The organism is Paenarthrobacter sp. DKR-5, from assembly GCF_018531425.1.
Lineage (GTDB): Bacteria > Actinomycetota > Actinomycetes > Actinomycetales > Micrococcaceae > DKR-5.
Window position 1 is genome coordinate 237,182 of sequence record NZ_JAHBOI010000001.1, and the last position, 17,266, is coordinate 254,447.

A 17,266-nucleotide genomic window follows, 5' to 3' on the forward strand; every position below is an offset into this window, starting at 1 on the left:
TCAGCCGCGCGAGATCTGCACCATTTCCTCGCGCGGGACCACCTTGATGCGCTCCCGCTGCACGGCTCCTTCGGCGGCACTGTAGGCCTCGCCGAGTTCCCTTTCATGGGCGTCGAGCTTCAGCCAGCCCTGCCAGGTCGTGTACTCGATGCCGCGGGACTCCAGCAGTTCGATCACGGCTTTCTCGTCCGGATTTTCCGCCGGCGGCAGTTCGGGCTGGTCTTCGAGCAGGCAGCCGATCGTCTCCAAGGCGTCGCCCTTAGTGTGCCCGATCAGGCCCACGGGCCCCCGCTTGATCCAGCCCGTGGCGTAGATCCCGGGAACCGGCTCGCCATGGGCGTCCAGCACCCGGCCGGCCTCGTTCGGGACGACGCCGCGGCGGGAGTCGAACTCCAGTTCGTCGAGCTCGGAACCGAAGTAGCCGACGGCGCGGTAAACGGCCTGGACCGGGTAGTCCAGGATCTCGCCGGTGCCAACCACCTGGCCGTCGCCGTCGAGCTTGGTGCGCTCGAACTTGATCCCCTCGACCTTGCCGTCCCCGTAAATCTCCACCGGGTTGTGCAGGAAGTGCAGGTGCAGCCGGCGCGAAGCCCCGGACGGCTCGTCATCCACCAGCCAGTTGGTCAGCGTCTTGACCATGGTCTTGGTCTGGTTGTTCGACTGGATCTGCCGGTCCGACTCCTCATCGAACTCGAAATCCTCCGGATACAGCACAATGTCCACATCCTTCGAATGCGACAACTCCCGCAGCTCCAGCGGCGTGAACTTCACCTGCGCCGGACCCCGCCGCCCAAACACATGCACATCCGTCACGGGAGAGCTCTTCAACCCCTGATACACGTTCTCCGGGATCTCCGTCACCAGCAGGTCATCGGCATGCTTCGACAACACCCGGGCAACATCCAGCGCCACGTTGCCGTTGCCGATCACCGCCACCTCCTTCGCCTCCAGCGGCCACTCCCGCGGCACATCCGGATGCCCGTCATACCAGGACACAAAATCAGCCGCGCCAAAGGAACCCTCCAGCTCGATCCCGGGGATGTTCAGGTCCGCGTCCTTGATCGCCCCTGTCGCGAAGATCACGGCGTCGTAGAACTTGCGGATATCGTGCAGCGTGATGTCCCGGCCGTAGGTGACATTGCCCAGGAAGCGGATGTCGCCGCGGTCCAGCACCTTGTGCAGCGCGTTCACGATCCCCTTGATCCGCGGGTGGTCCGGCGCCACCCCGTAGCGGATCAGCCCGTACGGCGCGGGGTACGCCTCGAACAGGTCGATGCTGACTTCGAAATCGCGCTCGGCTTTGGTGAGGATGTCGGCAGCGTAGACGCCTGCCGGGCCGGCACCGATGATGGCTACCCGGAGGGGACGGGGCATTGTTGGTCCTTCCAAGAACTCGCCGGGGACGGTTCCACTGGTGCGGGTCGCCGTCCGGGCGGCGCCGGGTCCGGCGCACAAGCACCTATTCTAGGTCACTGCCGTTTTCCGCTGCCTCGGTCGTGAGCGCGGTCACCACCGCGGCACCGGCCAGGCCGAGCGCGGCCACCGTCGCGGTCTCCGGCGTCACCCCTGCCTGCGCCAGCAGGACCGGCTGCCCGATGACGACGGCGAGCGCTCCGGCGATGACGGGCCACGGCTGGCGCTGCCGGCCCTGTTCCAAAGCCACCGGATGCAGCTCCAGCTTCCCGGCCAGCCACACGACGGGGATCAGCACCGGCAGCACCGCCAGTGCCAGCAGCGGCCGGGTCCACCACCACTGGGCACTGCCCAGCACCGGCGTCGGCACATGCAGCAGCAGCGAGACCACAATGATCAGGGCGAACAGCGGAAGGTGCCACAGGTACAGGGTCATGGCCCGGCGTCCGACCGCGCCGACCAGGAACTGCAGCCAGCGCCAGCTCATCGCGTGCTCGAGGGCCGGAAGGATCAGCTGCAGGGTGCAGATCTGCGCGATGCCCAGCAGGATCAGGCAGATGGTGGGCGGGTTGAGGTTGACCAGCATGTCCTTCGCGTACGGTCCGTCATAGGTGATCCACCAGAGCAGTCCGTAGCAGGCGAGCACCGCCCCGAGCAGTTCCCACCAGCGCCGCCGCTTGAACCAGCCGTCCGCATAGAAGAAGCCGAGCTGCTGGATGAACAGCCAGACGAAGAGCATGTTCCAGACCCCCACCCCGCTGAGCACGGTGGTGAAGCTGAGCATGTCGAGCACGAGGGCGAAGGTGAAGATGACGGCGATGCTCGAGAGCGGCCGTGCGGCGTGCAGCTTCGCCATGAAGGGGACCAGGCTCTGGCAGATGAGGTAGGCGGCCAGGAACCAGACCGGCATGGCCACGCCCCTGCTGCTGAGGTCCAGCAGGGCCGGCGGGGCGCCCAGCATTGCGGCGATCCAGAGGGCCGCCGCGATGAAGCCGAACGCGGCGGCCGCCGGCCTGACCATCCGCAGCATCCGTGCGCGCAGGAAGTCCCAGCCGTCGCCGCCCCGGGCTGAGAGGGACCGCCAGGCGGTCAGTCCGGTGAAGCCTCCCATGACGAAGAACAGCGGCATGATCTGCCCGAACCAGCTCCCCTGCGCGAACCAGGTCTGGTGCGAAAGGGTGTTCTCCACAACGACGCCGCCCGGCCCGGCGTAGACCCCGATCATGAGCAGGTGCACGGCGGGGACCATCAGCAGGCAGCCGGCGCGGACGAGGTCGACCACCAGGTCCCGCGGGCGGGCGGCTGAACCGTCCAGCGGGTGCGGCGTGGAGGTTCCGCGCTCCCCGGCTGTGCGCCTCATCCGCCCCTCCCGCCGTCGACCTTCGGCACTGCCACTGCATGGCGCCACTGCAAGGATTGTAGATCCGGGCCGGGGGAAGGAAAGAGGAATACGTCCCGGGCGTACGGTGTTGCTGTGAGAGTGCCTCAACCTGATGCTTCGGCCACCGATTCCCTGTCAGTTTCCCCGTCGACGACGGCGGAGCGCCCGACCGCCGCACCCGCCCGCAGCGAGTCCGCCACGGGCATCATCTTCGGCATTGGCGCGTACGGGTTGTGGGGCCTGCTCCCGCTGTACTTCCTGGTGCTCAAACCGGCCGGCGCCGTCGAAATCGTCGCCAACCGTGTGGTGTGGTCGCTGATCTTCTGCGCCCTGCTGATCACCGTCACCCGCGCCTGGTCGCCGCTGCTGAGCGTGCTGCGGGACCGCCGGATTTTCGCCACGCTGGCCGTCGCGGCCGCACTGATCGCCGTCAACTGGCTGACCTACACCTGGGGCGTGACGAACGGGCACGCCATCGAAACCTCCCTGGGCTACTTCATCAATCCCCTGGTCTCGGTCCTGCTCGGCGTCCTCGTCCTGAAGGAGCGGCTTCGCCCGCTGCAGTGGGCCGCCGTCGGCATCGGCTTCGTCGCGGTCATTGTCCTGACGGTCGCCTACGGCCAGCTGCCTTGGATCGCCCTGACCCTGGCGTTCAGTTTCGGTCTGTACGGGTTCGTCAAGAAGCGCGTGGGGCCGCGGGTGGATGCCGCCTCGAGCCTGACTGTCGAAACGATCGTGCTCACCCCGGCCGCCGTCGTCGTGATGGGAGTCCTGATGGCGCAGGGGCAGGCCACTGTGACGACCGCGGGCGCCGGCCACTTCTGGCTGATGGCCGCGTCCGGCGTCGTCACCGCCGTTCCCCTGCTCTTCTTCGGTGCCTCCGCGCGGCGGCTGCCGATGACCACCATCGGGCTGCTGCAGTATGTGGCCCCCCTGCTTCAGTTCACAATCGCCACCGTCATCCTGCACGAGCAGATGGGCCCCGAGCGCTGGGTAGGCTTCGGCATCGTCTGGCTGGCGCTGATCGTGCTCACCGCGGACATGCTCCTCGTCAGCCGCGACAGCGCGCGCCTGAGGCGTGCCGCCGCCCGCTAGCTGTACTTTCCGCGGGCCAAGGGCCCGGCTGCAGGTTCCCCCAGGGGACTGCAGCCGGGCCTTTTTGTCGTGCGGTCCGTAACTTCCCAACAAACTTTCGCCAAGCTCTTGCCAGCGCTGCACCCGGCACCCATACTAAATGAACGCCATTCATTTATGTGACTCATATCTCACCGGAGCAGCAATGATTGAACTGACCAACCTCGAGCCGCCGGCCTCCCCCGCCCGGGTCCGCGACGCCGGCCGCACTCCCCTGCGCGTCGGACTGGTCCAGCACCGCTGGACGCCGGACGCGGACACCCTCCGGGCCGAGCTGAACGACGGCATCGCCCGCGCGGCGCAACTGGGGGCCGCCGTCGTCTTCCTCCCCGAGCTCACACTCTCCCGTTATCCCGCTGACACCCTTCCGGAAGCCGCCCCGCCGGAACAGGCCGAGGACCTGCTCGCCGGCCCCACGTTTGCCTTCGCCGCCCGCGCGGCCCGCGACAACGGCGTCTGCGTGCATGCCTCGCTCTACCAGCGCGCCGACGGCGGGGACGGGCTCGGCCTCAACACGGCCATCCTCGTCTCGCCGGCGGGCGAACTGATCGCCCGCACCCACAAGCTGCACATCCCGGTCACGGCCGGATACTTCGAAGACAAGTACTTCCGCCAGGGACCCGCCACCGGGGACGCCTACCAAGTGCACGCCCCGGGCGAGCTCGGCGGCGCCCGGTTGGGCCTGCCGACCTGCTGGGACGAGTGGTTCCCCGAACTCGCGCGGCTCTACTCGCTCGGCGGCGCCGAGGTGCTGGTCTACCCCACCGCCATCGGCTCCGAGCCGTCCTTCCCCGACTTCGACACCCAGCCGCTGTGGCAGCAGGTGATCGTCGGCAACGGGATCGCCAACGGCCTCTTCATGGTGGTCCCGAACCGCTGGGGCGACGAAGGGAACGTGTCCTTCTACGGCTCATCCTTCATCTCCGACCCCTACGGGCGCATCCTCGTGCAGGCCCCGCGCCATGAGTCCGCGGTGCTTGTGGCGGATCTGGACCTGCAGCAGCGCACCGACTGGCTTGAGCTCTTTCCCTTCCTCACCACACGCCGGCCGGACACCTACGGCGCACTCACGGAACCGGTGCGCCGCGACGCACCCTTTGGCGCGCCGGCCGGCGCACCTGAGGCCCCCGCCCCGGCGATCCTGGACATGGCGCGCTGATGGGCTGGCGCATGCCGGCCGAGACCGCGCCGCAGGCCCGCGTGTGGATGGCCTTCCCGCCGGGCGGCTACACCCTCGGCGACACCGAGGAACAGGCGCACGCCGCCCGCATCACCTGGGCCGCCGTCGCCAACGCCGCCGTCGACTTCGAACCGGTGACCATGGTCCTCTCACCCGACGACGTCGAGCGGGCCCGAGCCTATCTGCGCCCGGAAGTGGACCTGCTCGTGGCACCGCTGGATGACGCGTGGATGCGCGACATCGGCCCGTCCTTCGTCCTCAGCGACGACGGGCCGCCGCGGCTGGGTGCCGTCGACTGGGTGTTCAACGGCTGGGGCCGGCAGGACTGGGCCCGCTGGGACAAGGATTCGAAGATCGGCGCCCGGGTCACCGCGTGGGCCGGGGCGAACCTCATCGGCTCCGGCATGGTCAACGAAGGCGGCGGCATCCAGGTCGACGGCGAAGGCACCGTGCTGGTGACGGAAACCGTGCAGCTGGATCCGCAGCGCAACCCGGGCCTGAGCCGGGACGACGTCGAGGCCGAACTGCGGCGGACCATTGGCGCAGCGAAGGTGATCTGGCTGCCGCGCGGCCTGACCCGCGATTCCGGGCGGTACGGCACCCGCGGGCACGTGGATATCGTCGCCGCCATTCCCAGCCCCGGGACCCTGCTGGTCCACCGCCAGACCAATCCGGCGCACCCGGACTACGCCGTGTGCGCCGACATCATCGATTTCCTGGCGGGGACCAGGGACGCCGCCGGCCGGACCTGGAACATCCTCGAGGTCCCGGCGCCGGAAACCATCACCGACGACGAGGGGTTCGTGGACTACAGCTACATCAACCACCTTGTCGTCAACGGGGGAGTCATCGCCTGCAGTTTCGCGGATCCGATGGATGACAAAGCACTCGCTATTCTCGCCGAAGCCTACCCGGGCCGCCGCGTCGTCAGCATTGACGCGCGCGAGCTTTTCGCCCGCGGCGGAGGCATCCACTGCATCACCCAGCAGGAACCCCTGCTCGCCCAGAAAGGCCTAGTATGAGCCAAGTGACCAGCCAGGATTCGGCGTCGGGGACGCCGGTCACAAACAGCCCCCTCCCCGCGGGAGACAGTCACCACCCTGACGAGTTCCATGATGCGCCGGGCACACGGCACGGCATCACCGGCAAGGGCCTCAAGGGCGGCCAACTCGGCCTGCTCGCCGTCGTTGTGCTGGGCATCTCCTCCGTGGCCCCCGCCTACAGCCTGACGAGTTCGCTGGGGCCGACCGTCAACGCCGTGGGGCTCCAGCTTCCGGCCATCTTCATCATCGCGTTCATCCCGATGATCCTCGTCGCGTTCGCCTACCGCGAGCTGAACGCGGACTCCCCCGACAGCGGCACCACCTTCACCTGGGCCACCAAGGCCTTCGGCCCGTTCGTGGGCTGGATGGGCGGCTGGGGGCTGCTCGCCGCGAACATCATCGTGCTCTCCAACCTTGCAGGCGTCGCGGTGGACTTCTTCTACCTCTTCCTTGCGCAGCTCTTCGGGGATCCATCGCTGGCAGACCTGACGGGCAACAAGCCACTGAACATCGCGACGTGCCTGGCGTTCGTCGCCCTGGCCGTCTGGGTGAGCTACCGGGGCCTGCACACCACCAAGCTCGTCCAGTACAGCATGGTGGGCTTCCAGGTCCTCGTGCTGGGCATCTTCATTGTCATGGCTCTCACGCACGCCGCATCCGGGGACACCCCGACGGCCATCGGGTTCAGCTGGGACTGGTTCAACCCCGCCAAGATCCAAAGCTTCGACCAGTTCGCGGCCGGCATGTCCCTCGCAGTGTTCGTGTACTGGGGCTGGGATGTCTGCCTGACCGTGAACGAGGAGACCAAGGGCGGCAAAGGCACCGCGGGCAAGGCGGGGACGACGACGGCGGTTGCCGTCCTGGGCCTGTACATCGCGGTGATCGTGGCCACGATGATGGTCGCAGGCATCGGCAGCGACGGGATCGGCCTGAGCAATGCCGACAACCAGTCCAACATCTTCGCCGCCCTGGCTTCCCCCGTGATGGGCCCGCTGGCCATCCTGATGTCGCTGGCCGTGCTTTCCGGCACTGCCTCCTCGCTGCAGTCCACCATGGCCTCCCCGGCGCGCAGCCTGCTCGCGATGAGCCACTACGGCGCGCTGCCGCCCAAGTTCTCGAGTGTGAGCAAGCGCTTCGGCTCCCCCGGCTACGCCACCATCGTGGCCGGGCTCATCTCCGGCGGGTTCTACGCGGTCATGAAGGTCGTGAGCGAGAACGTCCTCAACGACACCATCCTCGCCCTGGGCCTGATGATCTGCTTCTACTACGGCCTGACTGCGTTCGCCTGCACCTGGTACTTCCGGCACAGCCTCTTCACGAGCGTGCGCAACTTCTTCATGCGCCTGCTCTTCCCGGTGATCGGCGGCGTGGTGCTGGCCGTGGTCTTCGCCCAGACGGCCGTCGACAGCTGGAGCCCCGGCTTCGGCAGCGGGTCCGAGCTGTTCGGCGTGGGCCTGGTGTTCCTCATCGGCGTTGGGCTGCTGGCCCTGGGCTTTGTGGTCATGGCCATCACGTTCTGGCGCCGGCCCGGCTTCTTCCGGGGTGAGACCCTGCGCAAGGACACACCGGCCCTGGTGATCCCCGAGTAGGCCGGTCCGGCTCTCAAGGCCGGGCTCTCAAAGCCGGTTCGAAACGCCTCCGGTGCTGCGGCTCATGCCGCGGCACCGGAGGCGTTCGCGTGCCCGGAGGCGGGGCGCGGTTCAGGCGGCGCCGGCAGTCCGGCGGCCCGTTCCGCGGTTGAAGGCCAGATGGCCGCCCAGAAGTCCGGCTCCTGCGGCAACCGTGTTGCCGGCGAGGCCGAGCCGCACACCAACCCGGTGGCTGCCGCGAATCCGTGCGACCAGGGAACCGAGAAGCAGGAACACGGAAATGTCGGTCCCCAAGGCGTGCACGGCGCCGATCCGGCGCTCAGGATGCACCGAGTGGCCCAGGACTGCTTTATGGAGAGGGCTGCGCCGGGCCCAGGCGATGACCGGGCCGTGGACGAATTCCTGGGCTGCGGCCACCCGCTCCGAGAGGGCGCTCATGCCCACAGCCCGGAAGGCCCGTTGCGGCAGCGGCGCTTCGCTCATGCTCATTCACGGTACGCACCCGACTCGGCCGCATAGGGACCACCTGTCCCTCTGCATTGCGATAGCAACCCGGACCGCGGATAGGGAAATTTCCCTCACCTGGGTCCAAATTGCCCACGCCGGCGTCCAGGTTGCTCACGCCGGCGTCCCGGTTGCTACCGCCGGTGGCCTGCGGACGCCGTTAACGCCGCCGGCCCCGGTTCCCGACCATCACGATCGGGAACCGGGGCCGGCCCGGAAGGCTGTGTCCGCCGTTAGCGGATGACCGCCGCGGACTTCAGGATGGCCGCGGCGGTGCGCTGCCCCATTCGGACGGCGCCGTCCACGTGCTGGTATCCCTCGGCCGCCAGATCCGACGAAGACCAGTGGATCGGACCCACGGGCTGGTGCTGGTGGGGTCCGTAGCGATGCAGGCCGCCGAGGTCGTAGCTGGCCGCATAGGCTCCGCGGGTCCATTCCTCCGTTCCCCAGTCGGACTCGTAGTAGACAGCCGGTTCGAGGGCCTTCTCCCCCAGGAAGTCCGCAATCGAGCGCAGGATCGCGGCGCGGCGTTCCTCGGGGCTGAGGTCGAACATCGCATCGGCCTTCTCATCGGACACGAACCCGACAAGAGTCCCCCGGCTGTCGCCGTGGTTGGTGTTGTCGTACACCTCCTGGACGATCGCCCCGGAACTGAAGCCGGTGCCGGAAAGACCGTCCTCGCGCCAGAACGGGGTGTCGTAGACCGCGTGCACCTTGATCACGAGCCCGAGCGACTGATGCTGGTGCATCTGGTGCTGCCGGCGCGGCAGCGGCGGCTCGTAGGAGACGCGGGAGTAAAGGTTCGGCGGAACAGCCATGACGGCGAAGCGGGCATTGACACTCACGCCTTCGGCGACGGCGGTCACGGCGCCGGGCTCACCGTCTGCCGGGCCCTCCCAACGAAGCGTCCGCACCGGGCTTTGCAGGAAGACGTCCCCTTCAAGCCGTGCCGCCAGCCGCTCCGAAACCTGTTGCATGCCCCCGACGACGCGCTTGTCCAGGATGAAGTCCTCATCGACGAGGTTGCTGAACGAGCCGGCCGACGCCGCCATCAGCACTGCCTGCAGCGCCGAAAAGGCGTGGGCGGGCTTGGTGAGCATGCCGCCGGCAATGAAGAGGCCGATGTTGTTGCAGGCTTCCTCGTCCCGGGACTGCTGGCGCAGCCAGTGGTGGAAGGAGACGGTATCCAGTTCGCGGGCCCGCGGATGCTTCCAGGGCTCCTCCGGACCGGCCTCGGCGGCCAGGATGTCCAGCAGGCCGATCAGCCTCTCCATCTCCGCCTTCGTCGCGTCGCTGACCGGGAACATGTCGCCGGTGTAGAGGTGCCGGCCGCCCTGCGGGTCCAGGTACACGGACCGGCCCTCGCGGTAGCGTGAATAGGTCTGCAGCCCCAGCTCCTCCAGCACTCCGATGAGGGCCGTCTGGTCCGGGGAGACCCACTGGCCGCCGATCTCAAGAGTTGCGCCGTCGACGACGTCGGTCCAGGTCCGGCCACCCACCCGGTCCCGCGCTTCCAGCACGGCGACGCTCAGGCCGGCGCGGCGCAGCTCCCACGCGGCAGTCAGACCCGAGGGGCCGGCACCAATGACGACAACATCGCGTTCCAAGGTTTGCACTGTAGTTCCTCCACCAAGCATGTGAGCGAATCCATAAAATGAATGGGATTCATTTATTGCTCCACAGTAACATTGGCGAGGGAGCCTGCCTACGGGTCGGCCTGGATTTTTTCAATCGATGACGCCGACGGCGCCGCGCCCGAAGGGAACAGATGGCAACGAATGCAGCGCCGGCGGCACGGCGGTCCGCGGGCCGGCCGCCGCGGAAGGTGCTCTCCCAGTCGCTGATCACGAGCGCCGCCGTGAAGCTCATCAACGCCGAAGGCTATCCGGGGCTGACGATGGCCGCACTTGCCCGGAGCCTGAATGTGGCACCCTCGGCCCTCTACAACCACGTGGAGTCCAAACAGGACGTGCTCCAGTGGGTCGAGGACCACGTGATGACGATGGTGGACGTGAGCGGCTTCGCGGCGGAGCCCTGGGCAGAGGCGGTCCGGCGGTGGGCCTGGTCCTACCGGGACGTGTTTGCCCGGCATGCCCCGCTGATCCCGGTGATCGCTGTGCTCCCGGTTACCGGCGCTCCAGAGACCCTGAAGATGTACGAAGTGGTGACCGCCGGGTTCCGCGAATCCGGCTGGCCGGAGCCGCTGATCGTGCCGGCCATCATCGCCCTGGAATCCTTCATTTACGGCTCGGCTTTCGACGCCACCGCCCCCGCGGACATCTTCGACACCGGAGACCTGGCCGAGTCGACGCCTCTGTTCACCTCCGCCGTGCGCAACCAGCAGCTGGGGGACGGAGCGACGCCTGCCGACGTCGCCTTCGGCCTCGGCCTGGACGCGATGATCGCCGGGCTGGACCGGCTGCGGGAAGCCTGAGCGTCCCGCACGACGCCGCCTCCTCCCGGGCCTTTGGCCCCTGTCCGGCGTGCGGCCCCCTGCGTAGCCTGAGATGAAGCTGGGGCAGGTGAGGACCGAGAGGCTCAGGTGATCAAGATGGGCAGCCGTCGAGACGGAAGCGGACGGAAGCTGAGGCTGGCTGCGGCGGTGGTTCTCGCCGCCGCCCTGCCTGCCTGCACACCGCCGGCGTCGCCGCCAAGCGCCTCGCCGTCGGCGGGCTCGCCGACGGCATCGGCCACCGGCACCTCTTCCATGTCCTCGGAGCCGGGCGCCACCGCGACGGTGACGGCCACGGTAACCGCCACCGTCACCGCACCTCCGCCGGACTCGGACGAGACCGCTCCCCCGCACACCGGGGACAGGGTGATCTCCTCCCGGATCAGCCACGACTGGGGCTGGCCCGGCCCAGGGGCGGCGTTCCGCATCACGCATCAGTACAAGGTGCCCATCGCGCAGCCGCCGGAGCCGCCGCTGCCCTACCTGCGAACGATCGGCGTCGGAAGGCATCCGTCGGACTCGCCGCCGTACGACCAGATCAGCTTCCGGTTCAAGGGGGCCTTCCCCAGCTACGACGTCGAATATGTGCCGCAGCTGATCAGCGACGGCAGCGGGCTGCCCGTCCCCATGCCCGGCGCCGGCAGCATCCTGCGGATCGTTTTCCATAACGCCCAGGCCCATACCCTCGACGGCAAATCCAGCACCATCGTCTCGGCGCCGCCGCAGGCTGTTGGCTTCAAAGGCATCACCCGGTACGCGCCGGCCGGCGACTTCGAGGGCGTGGTCACCTACGGCGTTGGAGTCGGCAGGCCCGTGAGCAAGTTGCCGCACACCCCGGTGCGGATCTACGAAGTGGAGAAGATCGAGCAGGGCCAGCACTTGTACGTCGTCGCGGTCCAGGTGGACACCACCGCCTGGCGCTGACCCGGTCCGCCCGGGAACGGACAACGCCCAGGGACCGCACCGCCCGCCGGGACCAAAGGCACTGGCTCGGTCCGCCGCGCGGCGCCATGATCGACCCGTGGGTGAGGACAATGGCCGTATTCGCTGACCGCATCGACGCGGGCCGGCGTCTGGCCGCGCGGCTGGAGCCCCTGCGCAGTCGGAACGTGGTCGTCCTGGGCCTGCCGCGCGGCGGCGTGCCGGTGGCGTTCGAGGTCGCCGAGGCTCTCGACGCGCCGCTGGACGTCGTCGTCGTCCGCAAACTCGGCGTGCCCTTCCAGCCCGAACTGGCCATGGGAGCCATCGGCGAGGGCGGCGCCAGGGTCCTCAACACGGAGGTTCTCGCCCAGACCCGGGTGACCGCCTCGGAGGTGGCGGCCGTCGAGGCGCGGGAACGGGCAGAACTCGAGGCGCGGGTGGCACGGTTCCGCAAGGGCAGGGAGCGGGTGGACCTCAAAGGCCGCACCGTGGTGATTGTCGACGACGGCATCGCGACCGGGTCCACCGCCCGCGTCGCCTGCGAGGTGGTGCGCCATCTTGGCGCGGCCACCGTGATCCTGGCCGTCCCGGTGGCGCCGCCGGAAACCCTCGGAGACTTCCCGGAGGCTGACGAGGTCGTCTGCCTGGCCACGCCGGCGCAGTTCATGGCGGTCGGCTACCACTACCGCGACTTCACCCCCACCAGCGACGACGAGGTCACGGCGCTGCTGGACGCCGCCGCACGGCGGATGCGCCACGGCGGCGCCGTTCCGGCGGGCGCGGATGCCGACGTCGACGTCACCATTCCGGCCGGCCGCGTGCTGCTGGCCGGCCACCTGCATCTGCCCGCCGGCGCACCCGGCGTCGTGCTGTTCGCACACGGCAGCGGCAGCAGCCGGCACAGCCCCCGGAACCGGTTCGTCGCGTCCGTGCTCTACGAAGCGGGCCTCGGCACGCTGCTGCTGGACCTGCTCACCCCGGACGAGGAACTGGACCGGGTCAACGTCTTCGACATCGAACTGCTCGCGGCCCGGCTGGACGCCGCCACCCGCTGGCTGGGGACCCGGGCGGACACGGCACAGAGCGCGATCGGCTACTTCGGGGCGAGCACCGGAGCCGGCGCTGCACTGTGGGCCGCCGGGGATCCGGAGTCGCCGGTGGCGGCGGTGGTCTCCCGGGGCGGAAGGCCGGACCTGGCCGGCCCGCACCTTGCCGCCGTCCGCGCGCCGACGCTGCTGATCGTCGGCAGCCGCGACCACACCGTACTGGAGCTGAACCGGCTCGCGCAGGACCAGCTGCACTGCACGAGCCGCCTCTCGGTGGTCGAGGGGGCGACGCACCTGTTCGAGGAGCCCGGAACGCTGGCCGAGGCGGCCCTGCTGGCCCGCGACTGGTTCGTCCGTTACCTCGGCGCCGGCACGGGAGCTGAGGGGACGGCGCCGTGAGCATGCAGCGGTCCGGCGGCAGCGGCGCGGCCATCGTCTCCGAAATCAGGTCCCTGGCCCGGCCGCTTGCCACCGACGCGGATCTGGACGGGCTCGCGGAGCGCCTTGGCGGGGAACGGTTCGTCTGCATCGGTGAGGCCTCGCACGGCACGCACGAGTACTACCGCTGGCGCGCACGGCTCAGCCGCCGGCTGATCGAAGAGCACGGCTTCAGCTGGATCGGCGTCGAGGGTGACTGGCCGGACTGCTGGCGCATCAACCGCTGGGTGCGCGGCCAGGCGGACCAGGATCTTGACGTGTATGCGCTGCTCGCCCGGTTCGAGCGCTGGCCGACCTGGATGTGGGCCAACCGCGACGTCGCCGACTTCCTTGCCTGGCTGAGGGAGCGGAACCTGTCGCTGCCCGAGCAGGAGCGGACGGGCTTCTACGGCCTGGACGTCTATTCGCTCTGGGATTCCCTGCGGGAGGTCCTCGCCTGGCTGGAGGCCAACGTGCCGGAGGCAGTGCCGGCGGCCATGCAGGCCTGGCGCTGCTTCATCCCCTACCGGGAGGACCCGCACCAGTACGCCTGGGGAACGCGCCTGGTCCCGGCGTCCTGCGAGGCCGATGTGGTGGGCCTGCTGGTGGAGGTGCGCCGGCACACCATCGACCGGACCGGCGACGCCGTCTTCGACGCCGTGCAGAACGCCGAAGTGGCGGCGGGCGCCGAGCACTACTACCGGATCATGGTCCGCGGCGACCGCGAGTCATGGAACATCCGGGACCGGCACATGGCGGACACGATCGACCGGCTGGCCCTGCACCACGGCCCGGAGTCCAAGGGCCTGATCTGGGAACACAACACGCACGTCGGGGACGCCCGGGCCACGGACATGGCCCGGGACCGGATGCTCAACGTCGGCCAGCTGGTGCGCGAGCGGCACGCGAACGACGGCGTCGGGCTGGTCGGGTTCGCTGGCCACCGCGGGAGCGTGCTGGCCGCCGCGGCCTGGGGCACTCCGGAACGGGTGCTGCAGGTGCCGACGGCCCGCGCCGGCAGCCACGAAGACCTGCTGCACCATGCGCTGGGCAGGGATGCCGTGCTCATCTTCGGCCCGGACCGCAGCGGCCCGTGGCTCTCCGCATGGCTGGGCCACCGCGCGATCGGCGTCGTTTACCAGCCCCAGCATGAGGCCGGAAACTACGTGCCCACCCGGATGGGCGGGCGCTATGACGCCCTGCTGTGGCTCGAACACACCACGGCACTGCGGCCGCTGCACCATGAGCAGCGGCCGCAGGAACCGGAGCTGGAAACCGAACCCACCGGGTTCTGAACCGGCTACGCGGCAGCGCGGATGGCGGCTTCGAGCACGTCCAGCGCGTCGTTGAGCAGCTCGTCGCCAATCACCAGCGGCGGCAGCAGCCGGATCACGTTCCCGTAGGTGCCGCAGGTGAGGATGATGACCCCGTCCTTGAGGCACTGCGCGGCAATGGCCTTGGTCGCGTCAGCGTGCGGGTCCTTGGTGCCGTCCTTGACGAATTCGATCGCCAGCATGGCACCGCGCCCGCGGACGTCGCCGATGATCCCGACCTCGGACTGGAGGCGGCGCAGCCGGCCGAGCACCAGCTCCTCGATGTGCCGGGCGCGGCGGTTCAGGTCGTATTCCTCCATCGACCCGATCGCGGCGACGGCGGCCGCGCAGGCGACCGGGTTGCCGCCGTAGGTGCCGCCAAGACCGCCCGGGTGGACGGCGTCGAGCAGGTCCGCGCGGCCGGTGATGGCGGAGAGCGGCATGCCCCCGGCGATTCCCTTGGCCATCGTGATGATGTCCGGAACGACGCCCTCGTGGTTGACGGCAAACCATTCACCCGTGCGGCAGAAGCCGGACTGGACTTCGTCGGCGATGAAGACGATGCCCTTCTCCTTCGCCCAGGCAGCCAGGGCCGGCAGGAAACCCTTGGCCGGGACGATGAACCCGCCCTCGCCCTGGATCGGCTCGATGATGATCGCGGCGACCTGCTCTCCGCCGATCTGCTTTTCGATCATGGTGATCGCCCGCTTGGCGGCCTCGGCGCCCGTGATCTCCGGGTTTTCCTCGCGGAACGGGTAGCTCATCGGCATCCGGTACACCTCGGGCGCGAACGGGCCGAAGTTGGTCTTGTACGGCATGGCCTTGGCGGTGAGCGCCATGGTGAGGTTGGTGCGGCCGTGGTAGGCGTGGTCGAAGGCGACGACGGCGTCGCGGCCGGTGGCCAGGCGCGCCACCTTCACGGCGTTCTCCACGGCTTCGGCGCCGGAGTTGAAGAGCACGGTGCGCTTCTCGTGGTCGCCGGGGGTGAGCCGGTTCAGCTGCTCGGCGACGGCGATGTAGCCCTCGTAGGGGGTCACCATGAAGCAGGTGTGCGTGAAGTGCTCCACCGCTTCCTTCACGGCGCCGACCACCGCCGGGTCGGAGGCCCCCACGCTGGTCACGGCGATGCCCGCGCCGAGGTCGATGAACGAGTTCCCGTCCACGTCCTGGATGATTCCGCCGTCGGCGTCCGCCGCGTAAACGGGGACGCTGGAAGCGACGCCGCCGGCTACGACGGCCTTGCGGCGCTCGGTGAGCGCGACGGACTTGGGGCCCGGGAAGTCGGCCTGCACTTTGCGCTTCTGTTCCAAGCGGTAGGTGATCTCGTTGGCAGTGGTGGTCATAGGGGTGCCTTTCTGGTGAAAATCGCGGTCAGGCGTCCAGGGCGGACATGACGTGCTTGATCCGGGTGTAGTCCTCGAGTCCGTACATTGACAGGTCCTTGCCGTAGCCGGAGTGCTTGAAGCCGCCGTGGGGCATTTCGGCGGTGAGGAGGATGTGGGTGTTGATCCATACGGCGCCGAAGTCCAGGTCCCGGGACATCCGCATGGCGGTGCCGTGGTCGCTGGTCCAGACGCTGGAGGCGAGGGCGTACTCGACGTCGTTGGCCATCTCCACGGCTTCGGCTTCGGTGCTGAACTTCTGCACCGTGATGACCGGGCCGAAGGCTTCCTTCTGCACGATCTCGTCCTGCTGCCGGGCACCGGTGATGATGGTGGCCTCGTAGAAGAAGCCCTTCTCCCCGGCGCGGTGTCCTCCGGTTTCAATGCGGCAGTGCTCCGGCAGGCGTTCGACCATCGAATTCACGGCATTGAAGTGGTTGATGTTGTTCAGCGGGCCGAAGTAGTTGTCCTCGTCGTTCGCGCTGCCGGTGCCCAGCGTCTTGGTGTGCTCCACCATCAGCCGGACGAGTTCGTCGTGCACGGAGTCCTGGACCAGTACCCGGGCGACGGCGGTGCAGTCCTGGCCGGCGTTGAAGAACGCGAACTCGGCGATGGCCGCGGCGGTCTTCTTCAGGTCGGCGTCGGCGAAGACCACGGCGGGCGCCTTGCCGCCGAGCTCCAGGTGCGAACGCTTGAGTCCCTTCGCGGCGCCGGAGGCGACAGCCATCCCGGCGCGGACGGACCCGGTGATGGAGACCAGTCCGGGCACCGGGTGCTCCACCATAGCGGCCCCGGTTTCGCCGGTTCCCAGGATGACGTTGAGCACGCCGGCCGGGAAGATGTCCTTGGCCAGCCGCGCCAGGACGAGGGTGGATTCGGGGGTGGTGTCGCTGGGCTTGAGCACCACGGTGTTGCCGGCAGCCAGGGCCGGACCGATCTTCCAGATGGCCATCAGGAAGGGGTAGTTCCACGGGGCGACCTGGGCTACGACGCCGATCGGCTCGCGCCGCACGAAGGAGGTGTGGCCCTCGAAGTATTCGCCGGCGCTCTTGCCTTCCAGCACGCGGGCGGCCCCGGCGAAGAATCGCAGTTGGTCGGCGCCGGCAGCCACCTCCTCGGAGGCGATGAGGGACCGGACCTGCCCCGTGTTGCGGTGCTGGGCCTCGACGAGTTCGTCGCTGTTCGCTTCGACGGCGTCGGCGAGCTTGAGCAGCATCAGCTGGCGCTGACCGGGGGTGGTGTGCTTCCAGGTGGTGAACGCCGCGGCCGCGGCCGCCATGGCGGCGTCCACGTCGGCGGCGGAGGAGACGGGTGCCTTGGCGACGACTTCGCCGTTGGTCGGGTTGACGACATCGAGGACCTCGGTGCCGGCCGGATCGACGAATTCGCCGTTGATGAAGTTCTGCAAGGTTTGGACCACGGTGTTCAACCTCTTCTTCTGAGCTGCTTTGCTACGAGGGTATGCCCGCACCGGCGGGGCGGAGTATGGCC

General features: G+C 68.8%; 15 protein-coding genes. 8 read left to right on the plus strand and 7 right to left on the minus strand.

All coding sequences use genetic code 11. The features are described from left to right. Nucleotides 1-1,374 (minus strand): FAD-dependent oxidoreductase, encoded by a 1,374-nt coding sequence (locus KIH31_RS01195; protein WP_214425239.1) that lies wholly within the window; start codon nt 1,372-1,374, stop codon nt 1-3. 85 nt (nt 1,375-1,459) lie between these two features. After that, nucleotides 1,460-2,773: an acyltransferase gene (locus tag KIH31_RS01200; protein ID WP_214425240.1), complete on the minus strand. Its 1,314-nt coding sequence runs from the start codon at nt 2,771-2,773 to the stop codon at nt 1,460-1,462. Nucleotides 2,774-2,893: 120 nt separating this feature from the next. On the opposite strand from KIH31_RS01200, the gene rarD reads away from it, so the two are divergent. The 4 genes from rarD (at nt 2,894) to KIH31_RS01220 (ending at nt 7,740) form a co-directional block, all read left to right on the plus strand. Next, nucleotides 2,894-3,889 carry an EamA family transporter RarD gene (gene rarD / locus KIH31_RS01205; RefSeq protein ID WP_214425630.1) on the plus strand — a complete coding sequence of 332 codons (996 nt, stop codon included), beginning with the start codon at nt 2,894-2,896 and terminating at the stop codon, nt 3,887-3,889. 184 nt (nt 3,890-4,073) lie between these two features. After that, entirely contained in the window at nt 4,074-5,087 is a 1,014-nt protein-coding gene (locus tag KIH31_RS01210; RefSeq protein ID WP_214425241.1) for a nitrilase-related carbon-nitrogen hydrolase, read from the plus strand. After that, nucleotides 5,087-6,130 carry an agmatine/peptidylarginine deiminase gene (locus KIH31_RS01215; RefSeq protein WP_250545332.1) on the plus strand — a complete coding sequence of 348 codons (1,044 nt, stop codon included), beginning with the start codon at nt 5,087-5,089 and terminating at the stop codon, nt 6,128-6,130. Before KIH31_RS01210 ends, KIH31_RS01215 begins: the two co-directional genes overlap by 1 nt. Nucleotides 6,131-6,246: 116 nt before the next feature. Beyond that, the gene (locus KIH31_RS01220) at nt 6,247-7,740 is read left to right on the plus strand and encodes an APC family permease (protein ID WP_307857523.1); all 1,494 of its coding nucleotides are present in this window, start codon (nt 6,247-6,249) and stop codon (nt 7,738-7,740) included. A gap of 111 nt (nt 7,741-7,851) precedes the next feature. Here KIH31_RS01220 and KIH31_RS01225 read toward each other — a convergent pair whose 3' ends face one another. Next, nucleotides 7,852-8,223, minus strand: a complete 372-nt coding sequence (locus KIH31_RS01225) for a hypothetical protein (RefSeq protein ID WP_214425243.1) — start codon at nt 8,221-8,223, stop codon at nt 7,852-7,854. Between the two features lie 254 nt (nt 8,224-8,477). After that, nucleotides 8,478-9,860 (minus strand): NAD(P)/FAD-dependent oxidoreductase, encoded by a 1,383-nt coding sequence (locus KIH31_RS01230; protein WP_214425244.1) that lies wholly within the window; start codon nt 9,858-9,860, stop codon nt 8,478-8,480. A 152-nt stretch (nt 9,861-10,012) separates the two neighbouring features. On the opposite strand from KIH31_RS01230, the gene KIH31_RS01235 reads away from it, so the two are divergent. Next, nucleotides 10,013-10,678 (plus strand): TetR/AcrR family transcriptional regulator, encoded by a 666-nt coding sequence (locus KIH31_RS01235; protein ID WP_214425245.1) that lies wholly within the window; start codon nt 10,013-10,015, stop codon nt 10,676-10,678. A gap of 104 nt (nt 10,679-10,782) precedes the next feature. Here KIH31_RS01235 and KIH31_RS01240 read toward each other — a convergent pair whose 3' ends face one another. Next, nucleotides 10,783-11,004, minus strand: a complete 222-nt coding sequence (locus tag KIH31_RS01240) for a hypothetical protein (RefSeq protein ID WP_214425246.1) — start codon at nt 11,002-11,004, stop codon at nt 10,783-10,785. On the opposite strand from KIH31_RS01240, the gene KIH31_RS01245 reads away from it, so the two are divergent. From KIH31_RS01245 to KIH31_RS01255, 3 genes are all read left to right on the plus strand, one after another. Further along, nucleotides 10,982-11,620, plus strand: coding sequence for a hypothetical protein (locus tag KIH31_RS01245; RefSeq protein WP_214425247.1), 639 nt, complete (start codon nt 10,982-10,984; stop codon nt 11,618-11,620). The genes KIH31_RS01240 and KIH31_RS01245 overlap by 23 nt on opposite strands. Nucleotides 11,621-11,730: 110 nt before the next feature. After that, complete coding sequence (locus KIH31_RS01250; RefSeq protein ID WP_214425248.1) at nt 11,731-13,062, plus strand: phosphoribosyltransferase; 1,332 nt, start codon at nt 11,731-11,733, stop codon at nt 13,060-13,062. A gap of 2 nt (nt 13,063-13,064) precedes the next feature. Then, entirely contained in the window at nt 13,065-14,375 is a 1,311-nt protein-coding gene (locus KIH31_RS01255; RefSeq protein ID WP_214425632.1) for an erythromycin esterase family protein, read from the plus strand. Nucleotides 14,376-14,380: 5 nt separating this feature from the next. Here the strand turns inward: KIH31_RS01255 and gabT are convergent, their stop codons facing one another. Both gabT and KIH31_RS01265 read right to left on the minus strand, forming a co-directional pair. Continuing rightward, nucleotides 14,381-15,736, minus strand: a complete 1,356-nt coding sequence (gabT, locus tag KIH31_RS01260) for a 4-aminobutyrate--2-oxoglutarate transaminase (RefSeq protein WP_214425249.1) — start codon at nt 15,734-15,736, stop codon at nt 14,381-14,383. Between the two features lie 28 nt (nt 15,737-15,764). Next, a complete protein-coding gene (locus tag KIH31_RS01265) occupies nt 15,765-17,195 on the minus strand; it encodes a gamma-aminobutyraldehyde dehydrogenase (protein WP_214425250.1) in 1,431 nt (476 codons plus the stop codon). Nucleotides 17,196-17,266 lie beyond the last annotated feature (71 nt).